The 22,381-nt window shown below is 44.2% G+C and carries 21 protein-coding genes; 15 read left to right on the top strand and 6 right to left on the bottom strand.

What is annotated here, in order from left to right; translation table 11 throughout:
• Positions 1 to 113: 113 nt before the first annotated feature.
• Together DC077_RS10740 and DC077_RS10735 are read left to right on the top strand one after the other, a co-directional pair.
• Positions 114 to 374, top strand: coding sequence for a hypothetical protein (locus DC077_RS10740; RefSeq protein WP_133243447.1), 261 nt, complete (start codon positions 114 to 116; stop codon positions 372 to 374).
• A gap of 220 nt (positions 375 to 594) precedes the next feature.
• Positions 595 to 840, top strand: a complete 246-nt coding sequence (locus tag DC077_RS10735; protein WP_133243446.1) for a hypothetical protein — start codon at positions 595 to 597, stop codon at positions 838 to 840.
• 113 nt (positions 841 to 953) lie between these two features.
• On the opposite strand, the gene trxA is transcribed toward DC077_RS10735, so the two are convergent.
• Positions 954 to 1,277: a thioredoxin gene (trxA, locus tag DC077_RS09770; protein ID WP_109202301.1), complete on the bottom strand. Its 324-nt coding sequence runs from the start codon at positions 1,275 to 1,277 to the stop codon at positions 954 to 956.
• Between the two features lie 196 nt (positions 1,278 to 1,473).
• Here trxA and DC077_RS09765 point away from each other — a divergent pair, with 196 nt between their 5' ends.
• From DC077_RS09765 to DC077_RS09750, 4 genes are all read left to right on the top strand, one after another.
• Positions 1,474 to 3,042, top strand: coding sequence for a DEAD/DEAH box helicase (locus DC077_RS09765; RefSeq protein WP_109202300.1), 1,569 nt, complete (start codon positions 1,474 to 1,476; stop codon positions 3,040 to 3,042).
• Between the two features lie 202 nt (positions 3,043 to 3,244).
• Positions 3,245 to 3,730, top strand: coding sequence for an aminoacyl-tRNA deacylase (locus tag DC077_RS09760; protein WP_109202299.1), 486 nt, complete (start codon positions 3,245 to 3,247; stop codon positions 3,728 to 3,730).
• A 140-nt stretch (positions 3,731 to 3,870) separates the two neighbouring features.
• Positions 3,871 to 4,137: a hypothetical protein gene (locus DC077_RS09755; protein ID WP_094567722.1), complete on the top strand. Its 267-nt coding sequence runs from the start codon at positions 3,871 to 3,873 to the stop codon at positions 4,135 to 4,137.
• A 29-nt stretch (positions 4,138 to 4,166) separates the two neighbouring features.
• Positions 4,167 to 5,423 (top strand): class I SAM-dependent methyltransferase, encoded by a 1,257-nt coding sequence (locus DC077_RS09750; RefSeq protein ID WP_109202298.1) that lies wholly within the window; start codon positions 4,167 to 4,169, stop codon positions 5,421 to 5,423.
• Between the two features lie 76 nt (positions 5,424 to 5,499).
• Here DC077_RS09750 and recQ read toward each other — a convergent pair whose 3' ends face one another.
• The 3 genes from recQ to DC077_RS09735 form a co-directional block, all read right to left on the bottom strand.
• A complete protein-coding gene (gene recQ, locus DC077_RS09745) occupies positions 5,500 to 7,329 on the bottom strand; it encodes a DNA helicase RecQ (RefSeq protein WP_239990379.1) in 1,830 nt (609 codons plus the stop codon).
• A gap of 272 nt (positions 7,330 to 7,601) precedes the next feature.
• Positions 7,602 to 8,213, bottom strand: coding sequence for a response regulator transcription factor (locus DC077_RS09740; protein ID WP_109202296.1), 612 nt, complete (start codon positions 8,211 to 8,213; stop codon positions 7,602 to 7,604).
• Positions 8,210 to 9,919: a sensor histidine kinase gene (locus DC077_RS09735; RefSeq protein WP_162297647.1), complete on the bottom strand. Its 1,710-nt coding sequence runs from the start codon at positions 9,917 to 9,919 to the stop codon at positions 8,210 to 8,212. Before DC077_RS09735 ends, DC077_RS09740 begins: the two co-directional genes overlap by 4 nt.
• Before the next feature lie 64 nt (positions 9,920 to 9,983).
• Here DC077_RS09735 and DC077_RS10940 point away from each other — a divergent pair, with 64 nt between their 5' ends.
• The 5 genes from DC077_RS10940 to DC077_RS10730 all read left to right on the top strand — a co-directional run bounded on the left by DC077_RS10940 (position 9,984) and on the right by DC077_RS10730 (position 17,325).
• Positions 9,984 to 10,124 (top strand): hypothetical protein, encoded by a 141-nt coding sequence (locus tag DC077_RS10940; protein WP_162297646.1) that lies wholly within the window; start codon positions 9,984 to 9,986, stop codon positions 10,122 to 10,124.
• 1,507 nt (positions 10,125 to 11,631) lie between these two features.
• Positions 11,632 to 12,372: a tetrathionate reductase subunit TtrB gene (ttrB, locus tag DC077_RS09725; protein ID WP_109202293.1), complete on the top strand. Its 741-nt coding sequence runs from the start codon at positions 11,632 to 11,634 to the stop codon at positions 12,370 to 12,372.
• Entirely contained in the window at positions 12,369 to 13,451 is a 1,083-nt protein-coding gene (gene nrfD, locus DC077_RS09720; RefSeq protein ID WP_109202292.1) for an NrfD/PsrC family molybdoenzyme membrane anchor subunit, read from the top strand. The genes ttrB and nrfD overlap by 4 nt, the downstream gene beginning before the upstream one ends.
• Positions 13,452 to 13,556: 105 nt before the next feature.
• Positions 13,557 to 16,670, top strand: a complete 3,114-nt coding sequence (locus tag DC077_RS09715) for a molybdopterin dinucleotide binding domain-containing protein (protein ID WP_109202303.1) — start codon at positions 13,557 to 13,559, stop codon at positions 16,668 to 16,670.
• A 448-nt stretch (positions 16,671 to 17,118) separates the two neighbouring features.
• The gene (locus DC077_RS10730) at positions 17,119 to 17,325 is read left to right on the top strand and encodes a hypothetical protein (RefSeq protein ID WP_133243555.1); all 207 of its coding nucleotides are present in this window, start codon (positions 17,119 to 17,121) and stop codon (positions 17,323 to 17,325) included.
• A 25-nt stretch (positions 17,326 to 17,350) separates the two neighbouring features.
• Here the strand turns inward: DC077_RS10730 and DC077_RS09710 are convergent, their stop codons facing one another.
• A complete protein-coding gene (locus tag DC077_RS09710; RefSeq protein WP_157953535.1) occupies positions 17,351 to 17,758 on the bottom strand; it encodes an Mth938-like domain-containing protein in 408 nt (135 codons plus the stop codon).
• Entirely contained in the window at positions 17,751 to 18,593 is an 843-nt protein-coding gene (locus DC077_RS09705) for a hypothetical protein (protein WP_109218004.1), read from the bottom strand. Before DC077_RS09705 ends, DC077_RS09710 begins: the two co-directional genes overlap by 8 nt.
• A gap of 509 nt (positions 18,594 to 19,102) precedes the next feature.
• On the opposite strand from DC077_RS09705, the gene artP reads away from it, so the two are divergent.
• From artP to artM, 4 genes are all read left to right on the top strand, one after another.
• The gene (artP, locus tag DC077_RS09700) at positions 19,103 to 19,828 is read left to right on the top strand and encodes an arginine ABC transporter ATP-binding protein ArtP (protein ID WP_094568545.1); all 726 of its coding nucleotides are present in this window, start codon (positions 19,103 to 19,105) and stop codon (positions 19,826 to 19,828) included.
• Positions 19,829 to 20,058: 230 nt separating this feature from the next.
• On the top strand, positions 20,059 to 20,802 hold the full coding sequence (locus DC077_RS09695) for a transporter substrate-binding domain-containing protein (protein ID WP_109202302.1): 744 nt from the start codon (positions 20,059 to 20,061) through the stop codon (positions 20,800 to 20,802).
• Positions 20,803 to 20,933: 131 nt separating this feature from the next.
• Positions 20,934 to 21,629 (top strand): ABC transporter permease subunit, encoded by a 696-nt coding sequence (locus DC077_RS09690; protein ID WP_094568550.1) that lies wholly within the window; start codon positions 20,934 to 20,936, stop codon positions 21,627 to 21,629.
• 9 nt (positions 21,630 to 21,638) lie between these two features.
• A complete protein-coding gene (gene artM, locus DC077_RS09685; RefSeq protein WP_094568544.1) occupies positions 21,639 to 22,304 on the top strand; it encodes an arginine ABC transporter permease ArtM in 666 nt (221 codons plus the stop codon).
• Positions 22,305 to 22,381: the final 77 nt, after the last annotated feature.

Raw genomic sequence — 22,381 nt, 5'->3', positions numbered from 1 at the left:
GCCGTTCAATGAATCTTTTTAAGAATCATTCATCAAATTATTCATCAAAAGAGAAGAGGCTGAACGCTGCCGGTCCTTACTATCGCGTTCTTCCATAAATCGTGCGCCGGCAGATGGCAATCATTCGATTGCCGGAATATTACTGCCCTTTATTAAAGCTGGTGAGTTGCCGATCCTTACTATCGCGCTCTTCCACAAATAGTGCGCCGGCAGATAGCATCAGAGATACCGACTGGCGGGCATGCAGTAGTGATAAGAGTGTAATAGTCGGTTCCCGCCGTTCAATGAATCTTTTTAAGAATCATTCATCAAATTATTCATCAAAAGAGAAGAGGCTGAACGCTGCCGGTCCTTACTATCGCGTTCTTCCATAAATCGTGCGCCGGCAGATGGCAATCATTCGATTGCCGGAATATTACTGCCCTTTATTAAAGCTGGTGAGTTGCCGATCCTTACTATCGCATTCTTCCACAAATCACGCGCCGGCAGATGGCATCGAAGATGCCAGTAGGCGGGCATGCAGTAGTGATAAGAGTGCAATAGTCGGTTCCCGCCGCTCCAAAACCTTCTTATTCGTTGAAATAACAGAGGTTGATGAGTTGCCGGAGGTTACTACTGCATCCTTCTACAAGTTGCATGCCGGCAATTATCGTTACCTTTACGATGAATCATATTGAGAGAAAAAAGAGTGAACGCTGCCGGATCTTACTATCGCGTTCTTCCATAAATCACGCGCCGGCAGATGGCATCGAAGATGCCAGTAGGCGGGCAGGCAGTGGTGATAAGAGTGCAATAGTCGGTTCCCGCCGCTCAATGAATCTTCTTAAGAATCATCAATAAAAAATCATCCATAAAAAAACCGGTCATTGACCGGCTTTTAAAGACTCTTCTGTTGTAAGAGGTTCGATTGAGATAATCGAGATCTCTACTGAAGAATGTAAGATCGTTCTCGACTAGAGATGGCTGTCGATAAATTGTGCTAATTGTGCTTTGTTAAGCGCGCCAACGTGTTGGCCAACAATTTCGCCATTTTTGAAGATCATTAATGCAGGAATTCCACGAATTTGGAACTTAACAGCAGTGTCTTGGTTGTTTTGTACATCAAGTTTGACCACTTTTAATTTGCCCGCATACTCTTCTGAAGCTGCTTCAATAATAGGTGTAATCATACGGCATGGCGCACACCAATCAGCCCAGAAATCGACGAGAACAGGAAGTTCTGCTTTTAAAACTTCCGCTTCAAAGGTTGCATCAGTTGCATTTACTAAGTTACTCATTGTTACTCTCCCCTGAGAAATGGATCAAGATATCCAAAATTAGATTTGGAATTTTCTTTATAAAATATGATAATACCTAGGTATTACACCCGAAAAATGGGGAAATGACAAGGTTCGAACGAGATAAAAATTTCAACCACTGTCATTAATATAATTTATTGAAGAACAGATTAACTGAGGACTCAGGTCAATACCTATGGGAAAACCACTATTAACTTCTATGAAGTTTGCAGATTTAAATTTACATGATTCACTGAAAGAGAGCTTGGAAGATAACGGTTACGTCTACTGTACCGAAATTCAAGAGAAGGCACTCCCCGATCTATTAGCGGGCAAAGATGTCACCGGCCAAGCACAAACAGGGACAGGGAAAACTGCAACTTTCCTATTAGCGACCTTAAACCACCTCATGACAGTGCCGGTAGAAGAGGGGAAAAAAGGCCCCTATGCCATTATTATGGCACCAACAAGAGAACTTGCAGTGCAGATCCATAGTGATGCAGAGATGTTAGGGCGCTATACCGGCCTGAAGTATGCCTTGCTCTATGGCGGTGCCTCTTATGGAACACAAAATGAGGCATTAGATGCTGATCCTGATGTTGTGATCGGGACTGTTGGCCGAATTTTAGATTACTTTAAGCAGAAGAAACTCAATCTCCGCAATGTGGAGGTCTTTGTTTTAGATGAGGCCGATCGAATGTTTGATCTTGGGTTTATCAATGATATTCGCTTCCTCTTACGTCAAATGCCGAAGGTTGAAAAGCGCCAAAATATGCTCTTCTCGGCAACCTTCTCTCAACGAATTTTAGAGCTTGCTTATGAGCATATGAATGATGCAAAGCTGATTAAAGTTGAATCAGAGCAGGTGACCGGTTCACGTATTACACAGCGCCTCTACCATGTTGCTTCTGATGAGAAGATTAAACTGCTCTTTGGGCTCTTAAAGCATGAGAAAGCAGAGCGCTCTATCGTCTTTGTTAATACAAAACGTGTCGCTGATGAGGTCTTTGAATCGCTCAATGCTAATGGTTATAAAGCGGCGGTTCTTTCAGGAGATATTCCACAAAATCGCCGAGAGAAGCTCCTAGAAGAGTTTAAAAATGGAGAGCTCTCCATCATGGTGGCAACTGATGTGGCCGCACGTGGTCTTCATATTCCTGATGTATCTCATGTCTTTAACTACGACCTTCCGCAAGATGTGGAAGATTATGTTCATCGTATCGGAAGAACCGCGCGTGCAGGAGCAGAAGGCACGGCAATCACCTTTGCTTGTGAAGAGTATGTCTACTCATTGATGGATATCCAAGATTATATTAAAGAGGAGATTCCTGTTGCGGTGATTACAGAGGAGCTTCTAGTAACGCCAGAAGTGGAAGCCCCGAAACGTCGTGATCGTCGAGGTAGAACTCCGCGTAATAATCGTCGTACCGGTGACCGCAATGAGCGGGATAATCGTTCAGCACGTCGAACGCCTCGTCGCCGTCGTTCAGATGATGAGAAAGGGGAGAAGGGCTCTGATCGCAATGAAGAGCAGAAAGCGCCATCACCAGTAGCGGAGAGAGCACCTGAAAATAGTGCTGAAAAAGCGCCTCAAAAAGAGAACGCACAACCTGCTGCCGGCGCAGAGAACGCTAATAGTGGTGAAGAGAAATCTTCAGCTCCTAAACGTCGCCCTCGTCGTAACGTTCGTCGTCCACGCCGTAATAGTGGTAATCGTTCTAATCGTGCGCCGAAAGCAGATACGCCGGCACCTCAAGGTGAGTAGCGGTTAGCTTTCCAAATTAGATTATTGAGTTATTTAACGCTAGATCTATCAGTTAGTTATCAATTATTTGTCAGTTATTTGTCAGTTAGATATAGCAGTTAGAGCTATAAGTTAAATATACGAAATGGGATATACAAATTAGATCTCTCTTATCGGGCCGATGGCAGGATAGGAGAGATCTCTTCTTTTAGAGGAATTATCGATGAAACGAGCAGAATCGGAACGCGTTAAGACGCCGGCTACGCTCTATCTAGATCGGCATCAATTACCCTATGAACTCTATCAATGCACCGGAGAGATAGAGGGCACAGCAGAGTTTATGGCAAACTTTCTGGGCGTTCCAGCCTATGAGGTGATTAAAAGTATCGTCTTTATGGATGAGAAGCATCACGGCTATATGGTATTGCAACATGGCGATCAGACAATCGATACAAAAAAGTTGCGGAAAATTTTAGGGGTAAAGAGTATTCGCCCGGCGCCCTATGAATATGCCCATAAATGGACCGGCTATCAATTTGGTGGAACCTCTCCCTTTGGAATTAAGGCAGATCTTCCTATCTATGCCGAAGCGAGTATCTTTCAGCTTGAGAGCTTCTATATTAATGGGGGAAAGCGTGGGGTGAATATTAAGATTACTCCGGCGCTCTTGACCCATATCGGGGTTGTGCCCATTTCGGTAACGAAATAGTAGGAAGTGTGACAAAATAGTAAAAATGTCGCATCACGGTGGTGATAGCGACTCACTATTATTAAAAATAATGTAAAACGATGCAAAACGATGCAAAACGATGAAAAATGATAAAAATTGATCAGAAAGGAATAAAGAGAATGAAAAAAGTAGGACTATTATGCAGCTTTCTTTTAATGATGACCGGCTGTGCTGCAGGGCTTAATGATGGACAGGGAAGTTATCGTGGAAAGGGACGTGTTGCTTCTATCATGATCAATGAAGCAGGCGATTCCGAAATTAGTGTTGAGACGGAAGATCGTGGGCATATTCCGGTTATTGTCTCGGGCGCTGTGGAGATCTTCCCAGGTCAGATGGTAAAAGTGGAGCGCAATAGTCGCGGATTTGGTAAGGTTGATGCACTTTAGTAGATTGATTGAGTCAGAGGAGAAGCGTGGTGCAACATTTTAGTCATCAAAAGATTGAAGAAGAGTTACCGATTCCATCGGAAGAGGCGTTAGCGCGCTCAACAGAATTAACCTTAGAGATCATCAATGAGATTCGTGAATCGGGGCCGATGCCATTTTCTCGCTTCTTCAACTTAGCACTCTACCATCCTCAGCTTGGCTACTATACCGGTCCACAAGCCGTTTTTGGTGAGGCGGGTGATTTTATTACAGCGCCACTTATCTCTGATCTCTTTTCTCGATCATTAGCGAATCAAGTCAGAGAGATTGCCTCTTTGATGGCATCAATGGATGAGACCAAGTCGCAAGACTTTGATATTTTGGAGATTGGTGCCGGTAATGGCACAATGGCGCGAGATCTGCTTTTAGCACTTAAAGCCACGGATGAGCTTCCTTCGCGTTATCTGATTTTAGAGGTCTCTCCCGATCTAAAAGCGCGGCAGCGAGCCTTAATTGCCGAGAGTCTACCGGAATATATCGATCAGGTTGAATGGATTGATACACCTCCACAAGCAGCGTGGAATGGGGTGATTATTGCCAATGAGGTGCTCGATGCATTAACAGTTGAGCGCTTTAAGATCCATGAGGGAAAGCCCCACTATATCGATGTCGATATTGAGTTAGATGATGAGAATCGCAGTGTGCGTTTTGTCTCTCGCTTGCGACCGGCTGATGCGGCATTACAGCGCTTTTATCAATCGCTTCTCGATAAGGGTTATACCCTGTTAGAAGGAACCGAGACAGAGTATTGTCCTGCTCTTGAAAGTTGGTTACCACCACTTTTTGAACATCTTGAAAAAGGTGTTGCGCTCTTTATCGATTACGGTTATGACGAGCGAGAATATTATCGCCCAGAGCGCACGACCGGCACCTTGATTGCTCACTATAAACATCGTGCTCATGAAGATTTTTATCTCTATCCTGGACTCCAAGATCTCACAGCGAATGTTAATTTCACCCAGGTTGCAACGCTTCTTGTGGAGATGGGGTTAACCTTCTTAGGCTATACTGCACAAGCTTACTTCTTGATGGGCAATGGCTTGCAGGAGATGGTGAAAGCAGAGCAGGAGGCTTTAGCGGAAAAGGGGGATAAGAATGATATCGGCTGGTATGAGCTCTCCCAAAAAGTACAGCAACTCGTCCATCCTGAAGAGATGGGGGAGCGCTTTAAGGTCCTAGCTGTGGGTAAAAACTTTGATGAAGCATTACAAGGTTTTGCCCTCTACGATTATGCGCACCATCTCTAACTGACAGAGAGATATCTTAAAAGAAGCTGTTTGCTAAGTTTTAGTGAGTGCTAAACTAGATTCGCATGCTGAGAGATTAGCTTGCAGAGCTCTCACCTGCTTCCAACTCTTTGATCTTTTCGATAAAGAGTGAGCCATATTGGTCGAGCTTTTTCATGCCGATACCCCGAATATTGAGAAATTCTCCCGGTGTTTTAGGGCGCTTTTCTGAGATCTCCCGTAAAGTAGCGTCGGTAAAGATCGCATATGCCGGAATATCGCGTTCGCGCGCAAGGGAGAGGCGGAGCTCTTTGAGCGGCTCATAGAAGGGGGATTTATAGTGGCTGCCGGGATCGGTAACAGTGCGATGAGCGATAAGATCTTGGCGGTAGAAGAGTTGCTTCTCCCCTTTTAAGATCGCTTTAGCCGCCGATTTGAGTCGTAAAATAGGGCGCGCATCAGGTGTTTGATAGAGATAGCCTCGAGCGATTAATGTCATAATCATCTCCCGAATGGTTCGCTCTGGATACTCTTTCATAATGCCATAGGTGGAGACTTGATCTAAACCGCGCTCGATAATTTGGCGATTTTTCGAGCCCTTTAAGACTTGTGTGACCGTTGTAATACCATAATTTTGCTCTACTCGATAGACACAAGAGAGGATCTTTTGCGCTTCAATAGTGATATTGATCTTTGGTGTCGTATTAGTGCAATTGCCACAGTTATCACATGTTTCAAAGGTAGGTGTTTCAGAGAAGTAGCGTAAAATTTCAGCGCGAAGACACTCTTCTGAATGGCAATAATCGATCAGGGATTGTAGATTTTGGTAGAGTATTCGCTTTCGTTCAGGATCGATTAGAAACTCATTATTCTCAATGAGATATTTCTGGTTAGAGATATCGCGTGGTGAGTAGAGTAGTAGGCAATGTGCCGGCTCCCCATCTCTTCCTGCTCTTCCTGCCTCTTGATAGTAGGCTTCCATATTTTGGGGCATATTGTAGTGGATCACAAAGCGGACATTTGATTTGTCGATCCCCATCCCGAAAGCATTAGTAGCAACAATAATCTCCACTTCATCATAGATAAAGGCATTTTGATGTTTTTCTCGCTCTTCACTACTCATGCCACCGTGATAGCCTAACGCATTGATGCCGGCATCTTGTAAAAATTGGGTGAGTAGCTCTACATTCTTCCGAGTCGCACAATAGATGACGCCTGAATCTTTGGGGTAGAATCGGCGAATAAAGTTAAGGATATAATCGCGTTTATTGGAGATCTTTAAGACCTCAAAGATCAGATTTTTACGATCGAAGCTGATAATCGATTCTACGGGATCTTGGAGTTGTAGAAGATTTTTGATCTCCTCGATCACATCGGTTGTTGCTGTTGCTGTGTAGGCGCCAACAGGAGGGCGATAGGGAAGTTGGTGGAGAAAATCGATAATCTCTCCATAGGCGGGGCGAAAATCGTGTCCCCATTTAGAGATGCAATGCGCTTCATCAACGGCGATAAAGCTCACTTTAACGGCGGAGAAGAGATTACGGATCAGCTGGCTATTGAGTCGTTCCGGGGCGATATAGATCAATTGATAGCGACCTTGCCGAATCGCAATGAGTCTCTGAACAAAGGTCTCCTCATCGAGTGTACTATTGATAAAGGTTGCCGGAATACCGATTTCGGTAAGAGAATCGACCTGATCTTTCATCAACGAGATAAGTGGGGAGACCACTAGTGTTACATGAGGAAGTAGGAGTGCCGGGATCTGATAACAGAGTGATTTACCACCGCCTGTCGGCATAATACCTAAGGCATCTTTGCCGGATAAAATGGCATCGATCAGACGCTGTTGGCCAGGACGAAACTCACTATAGCCAAAATATTTCGCTAGCGCTTCCTTCGCTTGTTGTGTCAATGACGTGGCAGTCAATGAAATACTCCCTCAATAAAACCGTATAAACAGTAGCAGAATTGCCCTCTCAAGTATATAGCAGTTCCTGATTCATTGTTTCAAATAGATAAAACAATTGATCATCAAGATGCCATTCTTCGGGCATGCGGTGGTGAAAAGAATAAGATGGTTGTTCCCGCCGCTCTAAAATCTTCTTAAGAATCATTGATTGAAACAAAAAGGCTGAACGCTGCCGGATCTTACTATTGCGTACTTCCATCAATTTCGCGCCGGTAGAGGGTGATCTTCTTCTACTCACTCGGTTTGAGGAGGTTATCGACCTCATTGAGGGTAGAGATAAATTCCGCAAGAGATTCGGTCTCTAACTTTTTCATCGCACTTGCGCGTTGCACTTCAACGGTTCGTACGGAGATCGATTCTCGTTGCGCAATCTCCTTATTCGTTAATCCCTCATAGACAAGGGCGGCAATCTGCTGTTCACGCTCTGTAAGACGCGCATATCGAGAGAGTAATTCATTATGTTTTGCTCGAGCGAGTGTCACCTTCTCGGCATTTTTAAGCGCATTCATTAAGGTGTCGAGATCGATCGGTTTCTCCAAGAAATCGACAGCACCCTCTTTTAACGTCTTTACGGCTGTTGAGACTTCACCATGGCCGGTGAGAATAATGGCGCCGATTGGGCTTTGATGATTTTTTAGCATCGTAATAACCGTATCTCCCGACATCTTGGGCATGCGTAGATCGACAATCGCAATCGCTGGTAAGGTGAGATCGACCCCTTCAATAAAAGCACGACCATCCTCCCACAGCGCAGTTGGATAGTTGAGGGCAGATACCAGAAATTGGCACGATTCGCGCACATCAGGCTCATCATCAACAATATGGACTGTTAAAGTACTCATTGTGGCTCCTTTTGATCGGTCGGGGTCAGTTCTCGCGATAAGATCAATCTCACGGCGGCGCCCCTTGCGCCATCACGACGATTATCGATTCGTAATTTACCATCTAAGCTCTCAATGAGGCGCTGGCAGATCACTAAGCCTAAACCCAAACCATCTTTTTTAGAGGTGCGGAAGGGAACAAAGGGGGCATCGATCTCTGCTTGCGTAAAGCCGGGACCATTATCGAAGAGAAAGAGTTTAATATATTGCGGATAGATCTTAAGGCGAATATCGATCACTGTAGCACCTGCTTGTGCGGAATTCATCAAGCAGTTGGCTAAAACCTGCTCCAAAATAGAAGGGGTGATCACAATATTGAAATACTCGGGGATATCGACCTGAATATCGATATGACCATGCATCCGCAGTCGAGTAATTTCGATAATCTGCTCTAAAAAGGCGCGGAGATTGACCTCTTCTCGAATACTATTCTCCTCCGGTTTGGCCCATGAACGCAGATTCTTAATAATATTGTGACATTGTGAGACCTGCTCATTAATCTTATGTAGCGGAGTTAAGAGGGGATGCTGTTGGTCACTCTTTTTAAGAATCATAATACTCCCCTCAGCATAATTGCGAATGGTAGAGAGGGGTTGATTGAGTTCATGGCCAATACCGCTTGCCATTTCGCCTAAAATATTCATACGATCTGCTTTTGAGAGCATCATCTCATAATCATGCATCGTTTTATAGGCATTATCGAGCGCTTTACGGCGTTTAGTTGCGGCATAACTCAGCCATAGGTGGTTAATGAGAAGGATCAGAAGAAAGAGAGCAAAGAAGAGAAGCCAGATCTTATGGGTGATCGCTAAGCGAAAGAGGGTCTCAAAGAGAGTTTCTCGCTCCTCATAATGTTTAATATCAGCCGCTAGTTGATTGATCTCCGCTAGCGTATAAGGGAGTTGCCAGGAGGGGAGATCAGGATCATTAAATTGAAAAAGAGCACTCTGAATTCGCTTTGCTGTCTCTTGATCGATCCCATTGAGGGCTGCTAGCGACCAACTCGGCATAAGATTGGTACTGGTTTGACAAGTAAAATCATCGATCTCTTTAGGATTGATGAGACGAAAGCTCCCTTCAGGCAGAATATCTTGACGTTCAAGGCGTTCATAGAGGCAGGCGGGAACAATAATGGCATCATTTTCATCTGTTGCCAAATAGTCAAAGAGCGCTTCTATTGGGTAACCGCGATATTGAAAGGCGATCTCTTTGGCTAATGTTGGTGAGTTTTGAATCATTTCATGGTAAGCGAGGAGAAATCCTCCCAATGCATTTTGACTGACCGCATCGACTCTCTTGCCGCGAAGATCATTGAGTGTCTGAATCGGGCTCTCTTCCTTTACCCAGATGGCACTTCCAATCTTAGCGTGGCTCTCTTCTAAGTGGATATTCTCTTCAAGGCTCGCCATCCAGCGCATGGAGGCTTTTGAACGAAGGTTCATAAAAACACCTTGATGGGAGAGTAGTAGATCGATCGCGCCACTTGTCACTTCAGACTCAATATTATTGAGCTGTAGCGGTTTAAGGACAAAATGAAGATCGGGCATCTCGTGATTGAGCGCCGTAATCCAGGGGCACCACTCTTTTTCAGCCGCAACATCACCGTAGGGAGCTAAGACGCCAATCGTCACGCGGGATCGGTGATCGCGATCTATTTTATCTCCCATCGGTGAACAGCGATAAGGAGATGTCTCAAAGGGCGCTGATTGCGTTTGCTCTTTAGAGCTTAAATTGGGGGCTAAATCGGCGGAGGATTTGGGAAATGCAAAAGCGATGGGGCTTATGATGCCGAGCATTATGGTGATGAATATCCCAAGCAGAATCGATGAGGATCGCCGTAATGCACGAAAAGGTCGAAATCGAAGTGATTGAGGTAAAGGCAACAATTGCGCTCCTTTAGGGGTAGTCAATAGAAATTTCGGCATCTTCATAGACGGATGATTGGGTTAAGCGGTATTTCGGAGCAATAACATCAAAGAAATTTGCTCATTTGCATATTATAACGAGGTTATAGCGATTCGCCTATTTGTTGAAATTTTCAGCAATCAAATAATCATACAAAAAGGGCTGATGAGATGCCGGATATAACCATCGCGCTTTTCCACAAATCACGCGCCGGCATGTGCGATCTCTATTGCCGGCAATAATCATTTTTAATGGGTTATTTTTTTAACAGGTTTTTTCTCGACATCAGGGATACCAACTTGCGGGCATGCAGTCGATATAAGAGCGAGATGGTTCCCTCCCGCCACTCAACAAATTCTCTTATGGGCTGAAGCAATCAAATAATCATACAGAAAGGGCTGATGAGATGCCGGATATAACCATCGCGCTTTTCCACAGATCATGCGCCGGCATGTGGCAATCTCTATTGCCGGCAACAATCATTTTTAATAGGTCATGTTTAATGGGTTTTTTATCGGCATTGAAGGTGCCATTCTGCGGGCATGCAGTCGATATAAGAGCGAGATGGTTCCCTCCCGCCTTTCAACAAATTCTCTTATGGGCTGAAGCAATCAAATAATCATACAAAAAGGCTGATGAGATGCCGGGTATAACCATCGCGCTTTTCCTCAGATCACGCGCCGGCATGTGCAATCTCTATTGCCGGCAATAATCATTTTTTAATAGCTCATGTTTAATGGGTTTTTTCTCGGCATTGAAGGTACCATTCTGCGGGCATGCAGTCGATGTAAGAGCGAAATCGTTCCCTCCCGCCTTTCAACAAATTCTCTTATGGGCTGAAGCAATCAAATAATCATACAAAAGGGCTGATGAGATGCCGGATATAACCATCGCGCTTTTCCACAAATCACGCGCCGGCATGTGCGATCTCTATTGCCGGCAATAATCATTTTTAATGGGTTATTTTTTTAATAGGTTTTTTCTCGGCATCAGGGATACGAACTTGCGGGCATGCAGTCGATATAAGAGCGAAATGGTTCCCTCCCGCCGCTCAACAAATTCTCTTATGGGCTGAAGCAATCAAATAATCATACAAAAGGGCTGATGAGATGCCGGATCTCACGATCGCATTCTTCCAGAGATCTCGCGCCGGCATGTGGCAACTTGTTCTTTTAGTTATTGAATATAGTGGGAAATCTGACTCTTTTCATCAAAAAAATCTCAGAGAAGCGAGTTTGAGAGACTTGCTCTAGATCAATTTATTAGCAGGTATGTGGTTTACCACAATAGAGGGGCTTTACAAAAGTCGCGATCATAAGAGCATGAAAAAATTTGTGGGATGGCCCACGTTATTCGGTTATTCGAAGTAGTAGCAGATTCAATCAATTGGGAATGCATATCAAATCGACTACTGGATGTAGAGAGAGGAAGATCATCCTCTCAATTCCAGAGTAGAGATGAAAGGAGAGTTTAGATGGATATTACACGCCGTGATCTACTTAAGCAGCTAGGCGCTTTAACCGCCGGAGCTGCTGTAGTGTCGTTAAAAGAGGCGCGAGCCGCAGAGAAGCGCGTACCCCCTCGCCGTGAGGGTGACCCGAATAAGCGCTACGGGATGATTGTCGATCTTCGTCGTTGTATTGGCTGCCAAGCTTGTACTGTGAGCTGTACGGTAGAAAATCAGATGCCGGCGGGACAATTTAGAACAACGGTACGCCAATATCAGGTGATCAGCTATGAGCAGGATCAAGCAACTAACGTTGTTTTACCTAGACTCTGTAATCATTGTGATAATCCTCCTTGTGTCCCCGTTTGCCCAACTCAAGCCACTTTCCAGCGCGAAGATGGCATCGTTGTGGTAGATAATAAGATCTGTGTCGGTTGTGCTTACTGCGTTCAAGCTTGCCCTTATGAGGCGCGCTTTATCAATGAAGAGACAGGAACAGCTGATAAATGCACCTTCTGTGCGCATCGATTAGAAGCAGGATTATTGCCGGCATGTGTGGAATCTTGTGTCGGTGGCGCGCGAATTATTGGGGATATGAAAGATCCTAATAGTTTAATTAGCAAAATGCTTGTGGAGTTTGCCGATGAGATCAAGGTCTTAAAGCCGGAGCAGGGAACGATTCCTCAAGTCTTCTATATTGGACTAGATGAAGCATTCCAATCGCAAGTTCAAGGTCAAGCAATGTTATGGCAGGAGATTGTATTATGATTCGTGAATTACTGACATTACCTCAAGAGATTGCCTGGCTTCCATGGGCAGTGCAATATTTCTTCTTTATCGGATTAGCCGCTTCAGCAGCCCTTATTGCCGTGATCTTAAGATGGTGGAAACATGGTGAGCTTAAAGGGCTTGAATTATTGGTGATGGGTTTTGGGATCACTGCCGGCATTGTCGGACCTATCGCACTTTTAGCCGACCTTCATCAGCCGGGGCGTTTTATTAACTTCTATATCCAGATGGCACCTTGGTCATGGATGTGGATCGGAGCTGTCTTTGTCCCCCTCTTTATCCTGTTTCTCATTATCCAATTTCTCCTTCTTTTAAGAGAGAATAGTACGAAAGAGGGAACATATAAGTGGTTTAGAGCGCTTCACTGGGGCAACATCAATCCTTCATTCTGGTTGCAATGGACCTCGATGGGATTATTAGTGACCGCATTTATGATCCTTCTCTATACCGGTAAAGAGATCAATGTGCTTCGTTCACAACCGATCTGGTTTACACCATGGTTACCTTGGGTGCTCTTCTTTACGGCATTTCAAGCTGTACCGATGTGTGTTAAGGCATGGAATTCACTCTCCTCAAGATGGTCGCAACGACAAGATCATACGGCGATTTTAAGTCGCTTCCAATTGGTCGGATTGATCGGTGTTGCCTTCACTTTAATCGGCTGGGCGATGAGTGATACGCCGGCAGGTGCTGCTTTTAGATCCCTCCCCGAGAAAGGATCTGTCTGGTTTACGATCGGTTTAAGTCTACTGATCTATTGGTTAGTTTTGATGATCTACACCTTAGTGAATTTTAACAAGCGCCGTATCAATTGTCGCTGGATCGATCTTCTTCTAGCGCTCGGTTCGCTCTCATTAGCATGGACGATCCGCTGGGCGATCTTAATGCAATCACAGACATTACCGAAATATAATGTGGTGATTAATCCTTACCATCTCGATTGGGGATTTAGCGGATTCTTAGGCATTCTTTCAACCTTTGGACTCTGGCTCACGCTTGTTATTGTTGTGTGGAGCCTCCTTCAAGATCGCTGGTTAACCTTTAAAGCTGTTAAATAATCAATTGTGGGGGAGCATCGAGTAGCTGCTACCCATAGGAGTAATAAGATGAGTGATGATAAATTGAAAAAAGGTATCGAAGAGATGGATCTGGCAACAGAGGCGATGGAATCTCATCAAGATATCGATGTTGAGGATGATGCACGCCGTAAGCGCCGTAACATTGTTAAGGGAGTTGCGGCAGCTGGTGGTTTAGCGGCATTTGCGGTCGGTTATAGTAATACAGCAAAGAATATGGTGAAGGGGCTTGTCACCGGTACTTCTGCAGAGCCGACCAAAAATGCGATCTTTGGTGATGCACTCAATGTGGAAGGGCATATCGAAGATGGTAAATTTATCCAGAACAAACAACAAGCGATGTCTAATACGCAATGTTTTGGTTGCTGGACCGTTTGTGGCGTGCGGGTGCGGGTCGATAAGGAGAAGAATGAGGTGATTCGTATCGCCGGAAATCCTTACCATCCATTATCGAGTGAAGAGCAGTTCAATTACGATATGCCGATCGATGAGGCATGGGTGAAGTTAGGGGGCGATCAAGGCATTAATGATCGTTCAACGGCTTGTGCGCGTGGTGCGCAGATGGGAGAATCTGTCTCAAGTCCTTATCGTGTTCTCTGGCCTTTAAAACGTGTTGGAAAGCGTGGGGAAGGTAAATGGGAACGCATCAGCTTTGAGCAATTGATCGATGAAGTGGTCAATGGTGGCGATCTCTTTGGTGAAGGGCATGTGGATGGGCTTAAAGATATTCGCGATCTTGAGACCTTGATCGATCCCAAAAATCCAGAATTTGGAGTTAAGGCGAATCAACTTTTAGTCTCAAATGCCGGAAATGAAGGGCGTGAATTCTTTGTTAAGCGTTTTACGAATGAATCGTTCGGTACGCGTAACTTCACTGCACATGGAGCCTATTGTGGTCTAGCGTATCGTTTAGGATCAGGCGCATTGATGAATGATATGGCAAAAAATGCCCATGCTAAGCCAGATCTTGAGAATGTTGAATTTGCAATCTTTATGGGAACCTCACCAGCACAATCGGGGAATCCTTTTAAACGTCAAGGTCGCCTCTTAGCAGGTGCGAGAACGAAAGAGGCTTCTGAGTTTAGTTATGCCGTTGTTGCGCCAAACTTGCCGATGACAAATACGCTCGCAACGCAGAATAATACCTGGATCTCTATTCTTCCAGGGACCGATTCGGCAATGGCGATGGCGATGATTCGTTACATTATCGATCAGAAGCGTTATAACGAAGATTATCTCACCGTGCCAGGAGCTGCAGGAATGGAAGCGGCGAAAGCTGTGAGTCATTCGAATGCGACCCATCTTGTGATTGTTGATGAGAAGAGTCCTCTTTATGGTCAGATGTTGCGTCTTGCCGATATTGAGGGGGGCGATCGAGCATCGAGCCCGATCTTAGCGGTTGATGCGGTAACGGGTGAGTTGAAGGATGTCGATGAAGCACTTCGCGGTAAACTCTATTATGAGGGCAAAGTAGCACTTGCAAATGGGGAAGAGGTTGAGATTGCAACAAGCTTTACGATGTTAAAACGCTCTGCAGATAAGATGACATTAGCGGAGTATAGTGAGGTTTGTGGTGTGCCGGTTGCAACGATTGAGGGATTGGCGCGTAAATTTACCAGTCATGGACATAAAGCCGCGATTATTACTCATGGTGGCATGATGAGCGGTAATGGTTTCTACAATACTTGGTCACTCTTAACGCTCAATGTTTTAATCGGCAATATGAACTATAAGGGCGGAATGCATGTTAATGGTGGGAAATATGCCGATTATGCTCCGGGTCCGCGTTACGATTTTACAAAATTTGATGGTATGGTGCAGCCGAAAGGCATTATGATTGGTCGCGCGAAGCGCCCTTATGAGTCATCAACTGAGTATAAAGAGAAGGTAGCTCGTGGTGAGAATCCTTACCCGGCGAGTCGTCCTTGGTATCCTTTTGCCGGAGGGCAGGCGACAGAGATGTTGATCTCCGCGCTCAATGCTGATCCTTATCCACTCAAAGCATGGATCAGTAATATGACTAATCCGGTCTATGGTATTACAGGTTTTAGACAGTTACTGCTCGATAAGTTAAAAGATCCCAAAGTCTTACCACTCTTTGTGGCGATTGATGCCTTTATCAATGAAACTACAGCGATGGCGGATTATATCGTTCCCGATACTCATAACTTTGAGAGCTGGGGCTTCGGTAGTGCATGGGCAGGCGTTCCCTTTAAGACCTCTACTGCAAGATGGCCTATCGTGGAGCCACGTGTCGAGAAAGATGCAAAGGGTCGTCCAATTTCGATGGAGCTCTTCTTTATTGAAGTGGCGAAAAAGATGGGATTACCAGGCTTTGGTGAGAATGCGATTAAAGATTATGAGGGAAATAGTCACCCCGTCCATAATGCGGAAGATTTCTATCTGCGTGCGGCGGCAAATATGGCATTTGATGGATCTGCCGTACCGGAGTCAAATCGTGAAGAGATGGAGTTAACCGGTGTTAAACGCATCAAAGGTGAGATTGAGCGTGTCTTGAAGCCAGAAGAGCAGATGCGCGTTGCCTATGTCTATGCGCGTGGTGGACGCTTTGCCGACTTCGATACCGGTTGGAAAGGGGATGAGATGACGAAAAAATGGACGCCGACGCTACAGCTCTGGAATGAGATGGTAGGGGTTCATCGTCACTTTGCGAATGGGGAGCGTTATAGTGGAACGCCGACCTACTATCCACCCCGTTTCTCAGATGGTAGCTCGGTTTATGAGCGCTTCTCAAAAGAGGAGTGGCCATTAGCATTAACCTCATTTAAATCGAATATTGTGAGTAGTACCTCCGGTTCAACACTGCGTTTACGAATGATTAAGCCGACTAACTTTGTCGCGATTAGTGAGGAAGATGCACTTCGCTTCAATGTCCAAAATGGGGATCGAGTGCGAATTGAATCTCCTAATGGGGCTCAAGAATCGCAAATTATGGTTCTCGATGGCGTAAAACCGGGTGTTTTAGCGATAGAGCATGGCTATGGTCGTCGTGATGTTGGGGCAAGAGCACATATGATCGATGGTGTTCCGATGCAATTTAGTCAACATGTGGGAAGTGGACTCAACTTGAATGATCTAGCAATTGCTGACCCTTCAAGACCGATTCCTGCGCCATGGCTCGATTGGACAACAGGCGCTGCGGTTCGACAAGGTATTCCTGCTAGAATCGTAAAGCTGTAAATAAAACTGAAACATAAAACGGAAATAGATCTGCTGTAGCTCACACCCTACAGCGGACTATTATGAACCAACTCACAACCTTTGGTTCATTATAAAAACCACTCTTTTGAGTGGTTTTATTTTTTAGTTCTAAAAGGGCTGATGAGTTGCCGGAGATCACTACTGCGTACATCCATGAATCACGCGCCGGCAAGTAGGCAATCTCTATTGTCAGTGGACTTTCTCGGCATCATTGATGCCAATCTGCGGGCATGCAGTTGTTATAAGAGCGAAATCGTTCTCTCCCGCCGATCAATAGATTTTTTTATTGCTTGAAACAATCAAACAAAATAGGCTGAACGCTGCCGGATCTTACTATTACGCTCTTCCAGAAACTACATGCCGGCAGAGGGCGATCTCTATTGCCAAAAGCATTATCAGGTTTCATTAATGACAACAAAAGGGGTTGTTGAGTTGCCGGAGATCACCACTGCATACATCCATGAATCACGCGCCGGCAGTGGGCAATTATTCGATTGCCAGACTCTTTCTCGGTATTGAAGATGCCGATCAGCGGGCATGCAGTAGTGATAAGAGCGTGATGGTTCTCTCCCGCCGGTCAACAAACTTTCTTATTTGCTTAATTACTCAATTACTCAATTATTCAATTGCTTAATGTAATGACTTAATGACTTAATGACTTATTTCTCAATTGGAAAAAAGACACCTAAAGCATTGCGATCTTCGGCGGCTAAAATAGCAAATGTCCGGCAGAGCGATTCTGTGGCCATTGTCTCAATACCAATTCCGCGTTGATAGAAGAAAGCTCGCCATTGGGGATCGAGAAATTGCATCTGATTGCCAGAACCGATCAAAATAACAGTGGGTTTCAATTCAAGCCACTTTTCAAAATGAGCTTCTGTTAATTGCTCAAATGTTGCCGGCAAATAGTGTTCTCCGTGTAAAACCTCTTTGTTTAGAAGCATAATCGGCTCATGCCATTCACTCTCGTCATTGAGTCGAAAGAAGCGTGGGGCATAACCTTTGATATGGAGATTATCTGTCGTTTCACGCTGAATAGTGGCTCCTGCCGGGTTATTGTTAGGCATCGATAGACTCCTTAATAAGTGCGAAAAATTGATCTTGATCTTTAACGTGATAGAGCGCTTCGGCATCGATCGTAACACCATAACGCTCTGCAATCATCTCATAGAGCTCAAGCCGATGTTCAATGAGTTGAGGGAAGATCCAACGCGTAAAATGTGCCGGCGTAATCTCTGCTTCCGATTGCAGTTGATGAGTTTTGAGATACTCCTCAATCTTAGGTAAGAGGAATGAAGCTTGATAGTAGAGCGGCTTAGGATGGGATTGAGCGCGCTCGATCACATAGTTTTTCGCCTTCTCTGATGCCTTTATATAGATCAATAGTGCATTTTGACCGATCAACTCCCAGCTCTTCTCATCTTGAATTTCACAAAAGCTACCGCTGGTATCGATAATGAAGTTAGGGCGCTGATAGAGCTTTTCCGCCCGCTCCATAAAGTAGGGAACATCGGCAATTGCACCAATCTCAGCAAGACGATGGCGCTCTAAACGATCGAGAAATTGAGCCAGAGGTTGCCCCCCTTCAGCAGGATTACCGACCATTCCTAAATAAGCAGAAAGCGGCGCGAGATTACTAATAGAGAGTCTAGATTCAACTGAAATCGCTCGATTTTGAATTAAGCTCTTTAAGAGTGGATTTTTCATCGCTTCAAGCGTTAAAAAATCATTTACTTCATCTTTAAGGTGATGTGTGCCAATTCGATAATCAATCGAGTAGTGAAACCATTCCGATGGGGGAAGCTTTTTGGAGAGATGGGTCTTTCCTACACCACTCATCCCCATCAGAGCAATCCGCTTATGGGGGGAATCTAAAAATTTTTCAACAAGCGCTTTTTTCATATCACTATCTATCTGTTTCTATCTGCTATTTAATTAGGTTACTTATCTATCAGCCTATGGCTTATAAGTTTATGATTTAAATAATGAATCATTAACTGTATGGTTCATTAACTATTCATGACCAACCACTTATTACTATTTGCGACCTCTATTTTGACTGTTCCATTGCTGATTATTTTACCGGTTATTTTACGGGTTATTTCATCAGTTATATTGCTAGAGTTTTCATTAATATTGCATCAATTGAGCAGTTCTTAGTTGCAAAGATTTTATATTAGCAGAGATTTGCCGGGAGATTTCTTTTTCCCCTGTTTTATAATGAAAATGATGATGAAAAGATTCTGCATGAAAGAAAAAAATACCGTAAAATAGACAGGTTTGAAAAGAAGATTTTATAATTCTAATGAGTGAGCGCACCCGGATTGATGCGCTCTTTTGCGAATTTTTTGCTAAAAGCGATATAAGGGCTTCTGCAAAGTTCCTGCGGGCTGAAAAGAGATAATAGAAGAATGATTGAACTGAAACACTTAAACTATTTTTATGGCGATACGCAAGTACTTTTCGATGTATCTATTAAAGCGAAAGAGGGAGAGATCGTTGTTTTATTAGGGCCGAGTGGCGCAGGGAAGAGCTCCTTATTACGTATCCTCAATCTACTCGAACGCCCAAAAGAGGGAGAGCTTGAGATTGCAGGATTTGATTTCGATTTCTCTCAGTCGATCTCCGAAAAAAGCATTCGAGAATTGCGTCAAAAAGTGGGGATGATCTTCCAACAATACCATCTTTGGCCCCATCGTACAGTGTTGCAAAACTTAACCTATGCGCCGGTTAAACTCGGTAAAATGAGCCAAGAAGCGGCGAAGCAGAAGGGGTTAGAGGCGCTTCGATCTCTTAAGTTGGAGGGATTAGATGAGCGATATCCACTAAAGCTCTCCGGCGGACAACAACAGCGAGTTGCTATTGCACGGGCGCTTATGATGGAGCCCGAAGTGCTTCTCTTTGATGAGCCAACCGCGGCACTCGACCCGGAGATCACCTCGCAAGTTGCTGCGATTATTGAAGAGCTATCGACAACAGGAATTACACAAATCGTCGTAACTCATGATGTTGATTTTGCAAAACGTATCGCGACCTATGTGATCTATATGGAAAATGGGCGCGTTGTCGAAGAGGGAGATGCCTCAATGTTTGTAACGCCAAAGACAGAGCAATTTAAGCAATATCTCTCCCATTAAATTCCTCATTTTACGATAGATGCGATATGATGAGGAGGGCGAAGGTGCCGGCATCATCAGCTGCAGATGCGCTATCATATCAAGTTGTATTTCAAGCGCCGGATGATGAGTGAAGAGATCAGCAAAGATCGCAAAAAGATGTCAAAGATAGATCAACAAACAGATCAAAAAAGAGATCAAAAACTGTGAGAACAGATCGAAAATAACAATAGAGATAGATGGAGAATATTATGAAAAAGAGATTAGGATTACTACTTGTTGCCGCAGGATTATTGAGTTCAACAACCCTCTATGCACAAGATAAATTAGTGGTTGGAACCAATCCGGCATATCCACCTTTTGAATATAAGGGTGAGAATAATGAGTTATTAGGATTTGATATCGACCTGATGAATGAAGTATGTAACGTTTTAGAGAAAGAGTGTGTCTACTCAGAACAGGAGTTTGATGCATTAATTCCTAATCTTCGTCTACGTCGTTATGATGCTGTTATTTCAGGAATGGATATTACGGAAGAGCGTGCAAAACAGCTTGCTTTCTCTGACCCTTATTATCAAAACTACTCTATCTATATCACAACAAAGGATAAAGCAGACCAGATCAAAGATGTGGCAGATGCAAAAATTGGAGTACTTTCTGGTTCAACGCATCAACAATATATTCGCGATACCTACAAAGGGGCTGATGTCTCTGTCTATCCACAATATCCGGCGGCTATGAGCGATTTAGCTATCGGTCGTGTTGATGTTGTTTTTGGTGATGGTGAAGTTGTGAATGATTATATGAAAGAGAATGATAACTTCACAATAGTGGGTGAGAAGGTGACAGATCCTAAATACTTCGGCCAAGGATTAGGTATCGGCGTTGGTAAACGTAATACTGAATTATTAGATCAGATCAATGAAGCGCTCAAAGAGGTTAAAGAGAGCGGTAAATATGATGAGATCTATAGTAAATGGTTTGAGCAACAGTAGTGGCAGTGAGATGCGTAACTGCGAAAAAAGCGATGGAAGGTTCATCGCTTTTTGTTTGTTTAATTTGAGGGAAGAGTGTGAGTGAACTAACAACTATTTTTGATCTGTTTAACAGTCAATATTTTGCAGCGATGTTAGTGGCGGCAAAAGCGACAATTTTACTGGCGATTATCGCATTGGTGATGGGATTTCTCTGGGCGAATATCTTAGCGATTTTAGAGTTGAGCCGATGGCGAATTGTTAGGTGGAGCGTCACCCTTTTTGTATCGATTATTCGTTCATTGCCGGAATTGATCGTCATCTTCCTGATCGGATTGGGGCTTCCTTATCTCTTTTTAGAGTATGAGGAGATCTGGCCACCCCAAGTGATCGATCTCTACTTCTCAATTCTTGATAGTTATGGGGAGTATCTCTTCTTTGGTTTAGGCGCATTTGCACTCTCTTTAATTTATGCTTCTTACGCATCGCAGACGATTCGAGGTGCGTTGCTTGCCGTGCCTAAAGAGCAGTGGCATAGCGGAGCCGTTTTAGGGCTCTCTAAGCCGGCAACCTTCTTCTATATTATTATGCCGCAGATGTGGCGTCACGCCTTTCCGGGCTTAAGTAATCAGTGGTTGGTTCTATTAAAAGATACCGCGCTTGTCTCCTTAATTGGTGTTCATGAGCTGATGAAAGAGACCGATTATATCTATAGTGCAACATCCGATGGATTTACCTGGTATACGATGGCGGCGTTGATCTATCTTGTGATCTCTTTGGTGAGTCAGAAGCTACAAGATCTTCTCTACAATCGAATTACCAAGTATGATCACGAGCCGGCGAAATAGGGGGAGAGCATGTTAGATCATTTTATCTTTATTTTAGAAGGGGTTCCGCTTAGTTTAGGCTTAACAGTAGCGGCCCTCTTTTTAGGGTTTATTTTAGCGCTTCTCTTAACGGGAATCTTAACGCTATGGGAGAATCGTTGGCAGGCAAAGATTGCACGCGGTTTTATTATCTTCTTTACCGGCACGCCACTTTTAGTGCAGATCTTTCTCTTCTATACAGGGCCCGGGCAATTTACCTTTATCAGAGAGTCATTCCTCTGGTCACTCTTCTCAGAAGCTTGGTTTTGTGCAATCTTAGCACTCTCTTTGAATTCAGCTGCTTATACGGCTCAGCTCTTCTATGGCGCAGTAAAGAATATCTCTAAGAGCCAATGGGAGGCTTGTTTAGCATTAGGTATGAGCCGTTTTGAGGCGATGAAGATTCTTATTCCACTTGCACTAAGACGCGCTCTACCGAGTTATTCCAATGAGATTGTCCTGATCTTCAAAAGTACATCTCTTGTACAGGGAATTACCCTTCTCGATATTATGGGAAGAGCAAGAGAGCTGACAGGGCAGACGTATGATTCCATCACATATTATGCGATGGCAGGCGTGATCTATCTTGCGGTGAATGTTGTTCTCATCATGATTGCAAAACTGATGGAGCGAAGAGCATTAGCATTTGAAAATTGATAAAAGATTCAAGATCGAGGCGAAAAGAGTAATTGATCAATTTTAACGCTTTACATCTTGGAAAGAATTACTATAAT

It is taken from the genome of Ignatzschineria cameli (assembly GCF_003121895.1).
Taxonomy (GTDB): domain Bacteria; phylum Pseudomonadota; class Gammaproteobacteria; order Cardiobacteriales; family Wohlfahrtiimonadaceae; genus Ignatzschineria; species Ignatzschineria cameli.
The sequence above is the reverse complement of the archived record's forward strand: the minus strand, read 5'-3'. Positions and strand labels throughout refer to the sequence as shown.

Bases quoted from the DNA above. Each gene is read 5' to 3' on its own strand.
- DC077_RS10740 (WP_133243447.1), top strand. From the start codon at position 114: ATGGCAATCATTCGATTGCCGGAATATTACTGCCCTTTATTAAAGCTG.
- DC077_RS10735 (WP_133243446.1), top strand. From the start codon at position 595: ATGAGTTGCCGGAGGTTACTACTGCATCCTTCTACAAGTTGCATGCCG.
- trxA (WP_109202301.1), bottom strand. From the start codon at position 1,277: ATGAGTAACTTAGTAAATGCAACTGATGCAACCTTTGAAGCGGAAGTT.
- DC077_RS09765 (WP_109202300.1), top strand. From the start codon at position 1,474: ATGGGAAAACCACTATTAACTTCTATGAAGTTTGCAGATTTAAATTTA.
- DC077_RS09760 (WP_109202299.1), top strand. From the start codon at position 3,245: ATGAAACGAGCAGAATCGGAACGCGTTAAGACGCCGGCTACGCTCTAT.
- DC077_RS09755 (WP_094567722.1), top strand. From the start codon at position 3,871: ATGAAAAAAGTAGGACTATTATGCAGCTTTCTTTTAATGATGACCGGC.
- DC077_RS09740 (WP_109202296.1), bottom strand. From the start codon at position 8,213: ATGAGTACTTTAACAGTCCATATTGTTGATGATGAGCCTGATGTGCGC.
- DC077_RS09735 (WP_162297647.1), bottom strand. From the start codon at position 9,919: ATGGGAGATAAAATAGATCGCGATCACCGATCCCGCGTGACGATTGGC.
- ttrB (WP_109202293.1), top strand. From the start codon at position 11,632: ATGGATATTACACGCCGTGATCTACTTAAGCAGCTAGGCGCTTTAACC.
- nrfD (WP_109202292.1), top strand. From the start codon at position 12,369: ATGATTCGTGAATTACTGACATTACCTCAAGAGATTGCCTGGCTTCCA.
- DC077_RS09715 (WP_109202303.1), top strand. From the start codon at position 13,557: ATGGAATCTCATCAAGATATCGATGTTGAGGATGATGCACGCCGTAAG.
- DC077_RS09710 (WP_157953535.1), bottom strand. From the start codon at position 17,758: ATGCCTAACAATAACCCGGCAGGAGCCACTATTCAGCGTGAAACGACA.
- DC077_RS09705 (WP_109218004.1), bottom strand. From the start codon at position 18,593: ATGAAAAAAGCGCTTGTTGAAAAATTTTTAGATTCCCCCCATAAGCGG.
- artP (WP_094568545.1), top strand. From the start codon at position 19,103: ATGATTGAACTGAAACACTTAAACTATTTTTATGGCGATACGCAAGTA.
- DC077_RS09695 (WP_109202302.1), top strand. From the start codon at position 20,059: ATGAAAAAGAGATTAGGATTACTACTTGTTGCCGCAGGATTATTGAGT.
- DC077_RS09690 (WP_094568550.1), top strand. From the start codon at position 20,934: ATGTTAGTGGCGGCAAAAGCGACAATTTTACTGGCGATTATCGCATTG.
- artM (WP_094568544.1), top strand. From the start codon at position 21,639: ATGTTAGATCATTTTATCTTTATTTTAGAAGGGGTTCCGCTTAGTTTA.